This is a genomic window from Oribacterium sinus, from assembly GCF_963537195.1.
In the GTDB taxonomy this organism is placed as follows: domain Bacteria; phylum Bacillota; class Clostridia; order Lachnospirales; family Lachnospiraceae; genus Oribacterium; species Oribacterium sinus_A.
Genome location: NZ_CAUTEG010000091.1, coordinates 1 through 9,347 on the forward strand (window position 1 = coordinate 1; position 9,347 = coordinate 9,347).

5 protein-coding genes are annotated in these 9,347 nt (G+C 43.2%); 4 read left to right on the forward strand and 1 reads right to left on the reverse strand.

Annotated elements, in window-relative coordinates; genetic code table 11:
* The first annotated feature begins 261 nt into the window (after positions 1-261).
* The 4 genes from RYL27_RS09305 (at position 262) to RYL27_RS09320 (ending at position 7,247) form a co-directional block, all read left to right on the forward strand.
* Positions 262-2,772, forward strand: coding sequence for a ribonucleoside-diphosphate reductase subunit alpha (locus tag RYL27_RS09305; protein WP_314329037.1), 2,511 nt, complete (start codon positions 262-264; stop codon positions 2,770-2,772).
* A 339-nt stretch (positions 2,773-3,111) separates the two neighbouring features.
* A complete protein-coding gene (locus tag RYL27_RS09310) occupies positions 3,112-4,155 on the forward strand; it encodes a ribonucleotide-diphosphate reductase subunit beta (RefSeq protein WP_314966779.1) in 1,044 nt (347 codons plus the stop codon).
* 263 nt (positions 4,156-4,418) lie between these two features.
* Entirely contained in the window at positions 4,419-5,507 is a 1,089-nt protein-coding gene (locus tag RYL27_RS09315; protein ID WP_314344034.1) for an HD-GYP domain-containing protein, read from the forward strand.
* A 369-nt stretch (positions 5,508-5,876) separates the two neighbouring features.
* Entirely contained in the window at positions 5,877-7,247 is a 1,371-nt protein-coding gene (locus RYL27_RS09320) for an NAD(P)/FAD-dependent oxidoreductase (RefSeq protein WP_314344031.1), read from the forward strand.
* A gap of 190 nt (positions 7,248-7,437) precedes the next feature.
* On the opposite strand, the gene RYL27_RS09325 is transcribed toward RYL27_RS09320, so the two are convergent.
* Positions 7,438-9,093 (reverse strand): LicD family protein, encoded by a 1,656-nt coding sequence (locus RYL27_RS09325; protein WP_314344028.1) that lies wholly within the window; start codon positions 9,091-9,093, stop codon positions 7,438-7,440.
* Between the last annotated feature and the right edge of the window lie 254 nt (positions 9,094-9,347).

The window sequence follows — 9,347 nt, forward strand, 5'->3', positions numbered from 1 at the left end:
TAGCAGGGGCTTATAGCCCCGAGCAAACCACCCGTTTGACGGGTGGTAGTGATTGGGGAAAATCAATTCTAAAGATTCCGAAAAAGCTCTTGCTAGAGGAAGGATTTCTTGCTATATTGTGTTGGCATGTCTATTGCAACACAAGAATTTGTGTTTTATGAGAAAATTGAAGGGGCAAGGTTTTTCCAAGAAAAAGTGGCTTAAAGCCTTTTTTTATGCGAAAAAATAGAGCTGATACGGTAGTAGAGAAAGATGGGTGCTATGCAAACAATTATTAAAAGAGGCCTTTTGGAAGAGGACTATCAGGGAGAGAAGATTGAAAGAGCGATGGAAAAGGCCTTTCTCTCTGAGGGGATTTCTGTAGAGCAGGAAAAACTGCATTTTCTTTTGGGAAAGGTAGAGGAGAGTCTGGCAGAGAAGCATAGAGTTTCCGTAGAGGAAATTCAAAATGCCGTGGAAGAAGCCCTGATGCATAACGGGGATTACAAGGTAGCCAGAGCCTATATCCTGTACAGAGAGAAGAGAACTCTTTTAAGACATCTTCGCCAGCGAATCAAAGAGGAAATCGGAGATAATGAGATTGATGATGTACTTCGCCGTTGTCAAAAGGATTTTCCGGATTATGATTTGGCAAGACTTTCTGCAAAGTATCTGTCCTTAAGTAAGGGAGAACAGGAGCTTAGCAAGCGTTTGGCTCTCCTCACCAGAGCGGCGGCAGAGCTTACCACCCAGGAGGAACCGGGCTGGGAAAGAATTGCGGGAAGACTTCGTTCCTATCATTTCCATAAGGAATTAAAGAAGGCGGAGGAGAGCAGAAATCTCCACAGCTTTTATGATAAGTTGGTTTATCTTACAGAGCAGGGACTTTACGGCGCTTATATTTTAGAGCACTATTCCAAGGAAGAGGTGGAGGAGCTTGCCAAGTTTATCGACCAGAGCAGAAATGACCTTTTCGGTTATTCCGGCCTGGACCTTCTTCTGTCTCGATACCTGATTCGGGATCATCAGCATGTGGTTCTGGAAAGTCCCCAGGAAATGTATCTGGGCATTTCCATGCACCTTGCCATGAAGGAAAAGGAGAACCGTTTACAGTATGTAAAGGAGTTCTACGATATGATGAGCCTTCATCAGGTAACCATGGCCACCCCTACCCAGTCCAATGCCAGAAAGCCCTACCACCAGCTAAGCTCCTGCTTTATTGATACGGTTCCGGATTCCTTGGACGGCATTTATCAGAGCATTTCCAAGTTTGCGGATGTTTCCAAATATGGCGGTGGTATGGGAATGTATTTCGGAAAGGTGCGTTCCAGAGGGGGAAAGATTCGCGGCTTCGAGGGAGCCAGCGGCGGTGTCATCCGTTGGATTCGTGTGGTAAACGATACTGCGGTGGCTGTGGACCAGTTGGGAATGCGCCAGGGCGCGGTAGCTGTATATCTGGATGCTTGGCATAAGGATTTGCCGGAATTTTTACAGTTAAAGACCAATAACGGGGATGACAGAATGAAGGCCCATGATGTTTTCCCGGCAGTATGTTATCCTGACCTTTTCTGGAAAAAGGTGAAGGAAGACTTAAACCAGGAATGGTACTTAATGGATCCCCACGACATCTTCCTGGTAAAGGGCTATTGCCTGGAGGACTTCTACGGAGAAGAGTGGGAAACTCGCTATGAGGACTGCGTACGGGACAACCGAATCAGCAAAAGAGTCTATGTCTTAAAGGATTTGGTGCGTTTGATTCTGAAATCCGCTGTGGAAACCGGAACTCCCTTTGCCTTCTACAGAGATACCGTGAACCGGATGAATCCCAACAAGCATAAGGGAATTATCTACTGCTCCAACCTTTGTACGGAAATCGCCCAGAACATGAAGGAAGCGGAGATTTGCGAGCGGAAGGTAGTGACCAAGGACGGGGATGAAGTGATTGTCAGCACCGTAAAGCCGGGGGACTTTGTAGTTTGTAATCTGGCTTCCCTCTGTCTTGGCAATATTCCGGTGGAAAATCAGGGAGAGCTTGAGAGAATCACGAAGACTGTTGTCCGGGCTTTGGACAATGTTATTGACTTAAATTTCTATCCGGTAGCAGAGGCGGAGATTACCAACAAGCGTTACAGAGCCATCGGTCTAGGGGTTTCCGGCTATCACCACATGCTGGCAAAGCACCATATTGCCTGGGAGTCTCAGGAACATCTGGACTTTGTGGATAAGGTTTTTGAAAATATTAACTATGCGGCGATTAAGGCCAGCAGTGAATTGGCCAAGGAAAGAGGTGCCTACAGTGCTTTTGCAGGCTCTGAATGGGAGTCCGGAGAATACTTTAGCAGAAGAAATTATAACAGTCCCCGTTGGGAGAGTTTAAAGCAGGAAGTTCATGAGGGCATCCGCAATGCCTGGATTTTGGCTACTGCCCCCACCAGCTCCACCTCTATCTTGATCGGAACCTCCGCCGGCTTAGACCCCATTATGAATCGCTTCTTCTTAGAAGAGAAGAAGGGGGCAATTTTACCCAGAGTGGCACCGGAACTTTCTATGGATACCTACTGGTACTATAAGTCTGCCCATCAAATGGATCAGACCTGGTCCGTACGGGCGGCGGGACTTCGCCAGAGACATATTGACCAGGCCCAGAGCTTTAACTTCTGGATTACCAATGAGTATAAGATGAGTGAGCTTTTGAACCTTTATACATTGGCATGGGAGTGCGGGGTCAAGACCATTTACTATGTAAGGTCTAAGGCATTGGATCCGGAGGATTGCGAGTCCTGCTCTGCATAAGGGATTAATCGCTTCCCCTGTATATGCCGCTAAAGGCCTGCTGCGTTTCCTACTCGCCCCATGCGCCGATGCACTCGTGCTCCTTGCGAACTCGCTTCGCTCAGACACGCACCGCACTCGTTGCTAGCATGGGGCTCCTAACGGAAGCCTCGCAATGGCCTTATCACGGCATATACAGAGGAAGCTTCGTAATGGCCATATCACGGCGTATACAGAGGAAGCCTTGTAAAATTCTCCCTTATGCGTGGAAGCATTTATTTATAAAAATTGAGCTTCGGCTTTTAAACAAAAAGAATGGATTACTCTACTGTTTCAATGCAGTAGGAAAGGAAATAGAGTATGGAAGAGATTAAGCGTAAGCCCTTATTTAACCCGGAAGGGGATATTGATGTTCGAAATCGTAGGATGATTAATTTCAATACGACCAATATCAATGATTTTAACAACATGAGATATGAGTGGGTGTCGGACTGGTATCGTCAGGCCATGAACAACTTCTGGGTTCCTGAAGAGATTAATTTAAATCAGGACAAGAGTGATTATCCCAAGCTTTCCGAGGCGGAAAGAAGAGCCTATGATAAAATCCTGAGCTTTCTGGTGTATTTGGATTCTTTGCAATCCGCAAACCTGCCCAATATTTCCCAGTATGTTACGGCAAATGAGGTGAACCTTTGCCTTTCCATTCAGACCTTCCAGGAGTGTATCCATAGCCAAAGCTACAGCTATATGCTGGATACCATTTGTAACCCTACGGAAAGAAATGATATTCTCTACCAATGGAAGACGGATGAGCATCTCTTACGGAGAAATGAGTTCATCGGAAACCTTTACAATGAATTTGTGGAGCAGCAAAGTAAGGATAGCTTCCTAAGAGTCTGCATTGCCAACTTTATTTTGGAGGGAATCTACTTCTATTCCGGCTTTATGTTCTTCTATAACTTAGGAAGAAACGGAAAAATGCCCGGTTCCGTACAGGAAATTCGCTACATTAACCGAGATGAAAATACCCACCTTTGGCTCTTCAGAAATATGCTTTTGGAGTTAAAGAAGGAAGAACCGGAGCTTTTTGATGAGGCTCATATTGCGGAAATTACCGAGATGGTGAAGAAGGGTGTGGAGCAGGAGATTGCCTGGGGACAATATGTAATTGGAGACTCCATTCCCGGTCTTAACGGAAAAATGGTGGAGGACTACATCCGTTATTTAGGAAACCTTCGTTATCGCTCTCTGGGCTTAGCTAATCTTTATGAGGGTTATGAGAAGGAGCCGGAATCCATGAAATGGGTATCTCAATATGCGGATGCCAACATGGTAAAGACAGACTTTTTTGAGGCTCGTTCCACAGCCTATGCCAAGAGTACAGCCATTGAAGATGATCTGTAAAAATGATGGAAATCGCATTTCCGTTTATCCGGAAAAATATGCTTTTTTATTCCATAGAATAATTTAATAGGCATTATTAATTCTTTCTGAAATCTATAGAAAATCTTATAAAAAGCGGTTACTTTGACGAAAATCGAAGTAACCGCTTTTGTGTTAGAAGGAGGCATTTTGCATTCTCCTTTGCATTAGATAGAGATAGAGGGAAAGGCCGAAAAGGGAAAAGTGTGTTCGGCTGATATAGAGGCAGAAAAGGAAAGGAAGGAATGGAAGAAAAGCTATTTGTACGAAGAGATGATATACAGATTGGCATGCAGCTGGGTGAGTCGGTAAAAGACATTCGTGGAAGAGCCATGATTGAAAACGGCGTTTATCTGGATGCCTATCAGGTGCGCTATATCAAAGAAAAAAAGCTGCCGGGAATCTATATTTACCGGGTGCGAGATGATAAAGACATCAAAATTCCGGAGAAAACCAAGCAGATTATTCGCCAGCATAGAAAACCGGATCGTGCTAAAATTCAGCTTTCCGTGGAAATGAAGAAACAGCTGGAAGAAAGAATGAACCATATCTTCGACCACACGGAGGATAAGGATTTTGCCACCAACTCTTTAGATATTTTCGGTGAGCTGGAATCAGCCATCTTCAAAAATGATGCGGTGGCGATTGATGTGAACCTCATTAAAATCAGTGATGAGTACACCTTTAAGCATAGTGTGGATGTGGCGGCCATTTCCATGATGATTGGAAGAGAATACGGTCTGCCTAAGGAAGAGCTTCACCAGCTTGGGATTGCAGGCTTACTGCACGATGTGGGAAAAGCCAGAATCCCCAATGAAATTTTAAATAAGCCCGGAAAATTGACGGATGAAGAATTCAAGGTGATTCAGAATCACAGCCTATTCGGCTATGAAATCTTGAAGGAAAAGAACAGCTTTTCCCCCATTATTTTGGACGGTGTGCTGCATCATCACGAGAAGATGAACGGAATGGGCTATCCGGACAACTTGGGCAGCAGCCAGATTTCCCTGTTTTCCAGAATTATTTCCGTGGCGGATGTCTTTGATGCACTGGTAACCAAGCGCCCCTACAAAGGACCGATTACCGGAAGAGAAGCCATGGAAATGGTCTTGGCTATGGGCTCCGAGTTGGACAACGCTATCATTCAAAGCTTTATTGAAAGCGTGATTCTCTATCCGGTAGATACCATAGTGGAACTGTCCACAGGACAGATGGCCAAGGTGGTAGAGAATAACAAGCGTTATCCCACAAGACCCAAGGTGGTAGAGCTGCAGACCGGAATGGTTTATGATTTATGTCATGACATGGAATGTAACAAAATCATAGTTTTATAATATACAGAGGAAAAGGGATGGGAGAGTAGCTCCCGTTCCTTTTTCTGTTTTTAATGCATTGGAAATATGGAGAAAATCCACTTTTCTATGAATAGGTCCGGAAAAGGGGTAATCTGAGCCCGCCGGTACTTGCTGAAAGCGAAGCTTGAAGCTTAGTACCGATGCGTGGCGAGCTTAGCGGGAGCGTGCCCTCTTTCCGGACCTGTTCTATAGAAAAGAATGTGAGTGCTTATTATACATCCCTTTTCCTCTGTATATTTTAAATACTTTAAAGAGAGGAAATTTATGCTATACTAAATCGTAAAATGCTTTTTTCAAAAAAGCGGGGTCTAGTCCTTTGCGGTAGTAAGGGAGTTACAGGAGGCTTGGATGAAGAAATATGATGTAGCGATTGTTGGTGCAGGACCGGGAGGAATTTACGCGGCTTACGAGCTGATGAAAAAAAACAGTAAGCTTTCCGTGGTGGTTTTGGAAGCGGGACATAGCCTGGAAAAGAGACATTGTCCTATCGACGGAAAGAAGATTAAAAGCTGTATTTCCTGTAAAAGCTGTTCCATTATGAGCGGCTTTGGAGGAGCCGGAGCCTTCTCCGACGGAAAATACAATATTACCAATGACTTTGGGGGAACGCTTTACGAATATATCGGAAAAGAGGAAGCTCTTTCCCTGATGCGTTATGTAGATGAAATCAATATGGAAAATGGTGGAGAAGGAACAAGACTTTTCTCCACTGCAGGAACAAAGTTTAAGAAGCTTTGCATGCAGAATCGTTTAAAGCTTTTGGATGCTTCCGTTCGCCACCTTGGAACAGACATCAACTACGTGGTATTGGAAAATCTTTATGCCAAGCTTAAGGATCAGGTGGAATTCCATTTTGATTGTCCGGTGGAGAAGGTGGAAAAGCTGGAGAATGATGGCTTCCATCTCCATACCAAGAAAGAAGATTTCTATGCGGATAAATGCATTATCTCTGTAGGTCGTTCCGGAAGTAAGTGGATGGAAACGGTTTGCAAAGACATGAACATTCCCACCAAGTCCAACCGTGTAGATATCGGTGTTCGTGTGGAGCTTCCTGCCGTAATCTTCTCTCATTTAACCGATGAGCTTTATGAGAGTAAGATTGTTTATCGTACCGAGCTTTTTGAGGATAATGTACGTACCTTCTGCATGAATCCTAACGGTATCGTGGTTAATGAAAATACCAACGGCATTGTTACCGTAAACGGACACAGCTACGAGGGAGAAGAGCAGCATACGGAAAATACCAACTTCGCTCTTTTGGTGGCTAAGCATTTTTCTGAGCCCTTCAAGGACAGTAACGGATACGGTGAGAGTATTGCCCGACTTTCCAATATGCTGGGAGGCGGTGTAATCGTTCAGCGTTTCGGTGATTTGGTGCGAGGAAGAAGAAGTAACCATAAGAGAATTGAAGAGGGACTGGTTCAGCCTACTCTTCAGGCTACTCCCGGAGACTTGAGCCTGGTACTTCCCAAGAGAATCTTAGACGGCATTATGGAAATGATTTATGCGCTGGATAAGATTGCTCCCGGTACAGCCAATGAAGATACCCTTCTTTATGGAGTAGAGGTTAAGTTCTACAACATGGAAGTGGCTCTTGATGAACATTTGGAATCCTGTGTAAAGGGGCTCTATGTGATTGGAGACGGTTCCGGTGTGACCCACTCCCTTTCCCATGCCTCCGCATCCGGAATCTTCGTAGCTAGAGAAATCGCAGGCTAGTTATACAAAGAAAAATTTCTGATCGAAAATAGAAGTATATATAGTAATAAAGGACTTAAAAAGTCTAAAAAAGACCGACCATAGGGCAGTGTTGCCTTGGTCGGTCTTTTGAGTATGTTCGGAAATGTTCCGGAAGGCCCATGATATCCGCTTTTAACGAGTATTGCCGGCGTAGCCTCCGGATTTACGTTTAATGAAATGCTTTCAACTTTTCCCATATGGCTTTAGAAGCATATTTTTCTTTATCTTTTTCCTTGTCGAAGAGGGGGCTTCCGAAGGGAAGAAGCTTTTCTTTCCAATAGTTTGCATACTCCGCTCCGCTTTCTTTTTCTAAAAGGCTTTGATACAGCTTTGCAATTCCTTCGGATTGTAAAATCACATAATCGGAATGCACCGGAGCGGGCATAATCACATAATTTTCCGCATTCACAATGGCTTTTCCGTCTTCCTTATCTTTTAAATCAATTTCGGAAGTAACAAACCAAGGAATATAAATCAACTGTTTCGTACAGGACTTTAGCTTTTTGCTAAAAAAGGCCGGATCAAGCATAAAGCTTAAGTTATATTCGTCACAGGGATCATTTATGAAAATAAGATCCGGAGAAATCTCCTTTAAATCGATAGTCCTAAAATCCAAAAGAGAAGGATTGTCTTTTCCCAACTCATCTTCATATAAAACATAGTCCCATTGTGCCGGAGAACAGCCTCCCAGCCCATCTTTGTAATAATAAGGAAGGGGCATAAGGAAACAATCCACAGAGTCATCTTTATTTGCCTCTAAAAACAGCCCTCTCATGGACTCCCAACGAGAGTAAAGGGAAGGAAGAAAAAACAGGCGCGGCTTTTGGGATTCTGGCTTATTTTCTTCTTTAAAGATAGATAATACATTTGATCTTTTCTTTAAATCATTTTTATCGATAGGATATTCGTAGAAAAGCTTTCCTCCGATTCCATCCCTGTAGGCTGATTCCATTTTTCGATATAAAGGATAGTCGTGCGCACCGCCGGCTTTTTTTATTTGCTCATAATGATCGTATTTTTCGGAGATAACCTTCTTGTATTCCTTTGGCACCGGCAGAGCAAGAAATTCAAAATCCAAATAGCTTTGTTCGCTGTACCATTGTTCTTCAAAAATTCCGTTACCCTGTTCTTTATAAAGAATTAAATCCAGCAAATAAGCAATCTTGGTGCCGCCATCTTGATTAAATTCCTTAAAGCAGTCATTTAAAAGATGAAGGACAGTTTTACGATAATCCGATGAATGGAAAAGGTCTATACCATAATGATATTGTACCTTCTTCGCTTCTTCTTGCAGAACCGCTTGATTCTCTCCTTCTATAGAAGGGAAAGAAGCCAGGATACACAAGGATTTCAAAATTTCCTCCCGTTGTTTTTCCTTCTTCGGATCTTTTGCAAGGTAGTCATAAGGGAAAATGTCAACACCGGCACCGTAAAGGTAGTTGTGATATTTTCCGATAGCATCAGTGGAAATCAGCATTTCTCTATGCTGAACGGAACTGAAAAGCTCGTAGTTTCCGCTGTTATCCTCCGGAGAGCGGAAAACCAATTCTTTAGGTAACTCATCATTAGCCACTTTTGCGAAGATTTCGTAATCCTTTCGCAGCATCATAATGTCAATGTCATCATCCCAGGGAATAAAGCCTTTGTGGCGGATGGCACCCAAAAGATTTCCATAATCAATAAAATAACGAAGTTTATGTTTTTCGCAAATTTTATCAATTTCAACTAAGATTTCCAATTCCGCAGCCCAAGCCCGTTTCATCATGGCGGGAATAAAAAAACCTTCTCTAACCTCATCCAAAAAGAAATCTATTGGAAACTCCATCGTTTGTACTCCTTTTCCGTAAATGTATATCCATTATATACTTCGGTAAAAAGAAAGCTATCATTATTTAAGCAAGGGAAAAAACTAAACTACAAAATATGGAAGCCAAGCTGGCATATCTTGTATCTTAAAAAAGAGAAAAATCTTTTTCAAAATAAATCTACAATTTTTGTTGACAAGCTTAAGCTCAAGTGTTAATATACACAAGCTGTCGCAAAAAACAAGACAGCAAAAAGCAGAAAGAAAGCAAGGAA

What these genes read in the sequence shown, in the direction of transcription:
- RYL27_RS09305 (WP_314329037.1), top strand. Translation starts at nt 262, where the DNA reads ATGCAAACAATTATTAAAAGAGGCCTTTTGGAAGAGGACTATCAGGGA.
- RYL27_RS09310 (WP_314966779.1), top strand. Translation starts at nt 3,112, where the DNA reads ATGGAAGAGATTAAGCGTAAGCCCTTATTTAACCCGGAAGGGGATATT.
- RYL27_RS09315 (WP_314344034.1), top strand. Translation starts at nt 4,419, where the DNA reads ATGGAAGAAAAGCTATTTGTACGAAGAGATGATATACAGATTGGCATG.
- RYL27_RS09320 (WP_314344031.1), top strand. Translation starts at nt 5,877, where the DNA reads ATGAAGAAATATGATGTAGCGATTGTTGGTGCAGGACCGGGAGGAATT.
- RYL27_RS09325 (WP_314344028.1), bottom strand. Translation starts at nt 9,093, where the DNA reads ATGGAGTTTCCAATAGATTTCTTTTTGGATGAGGTTAGAGAAGGTTTT.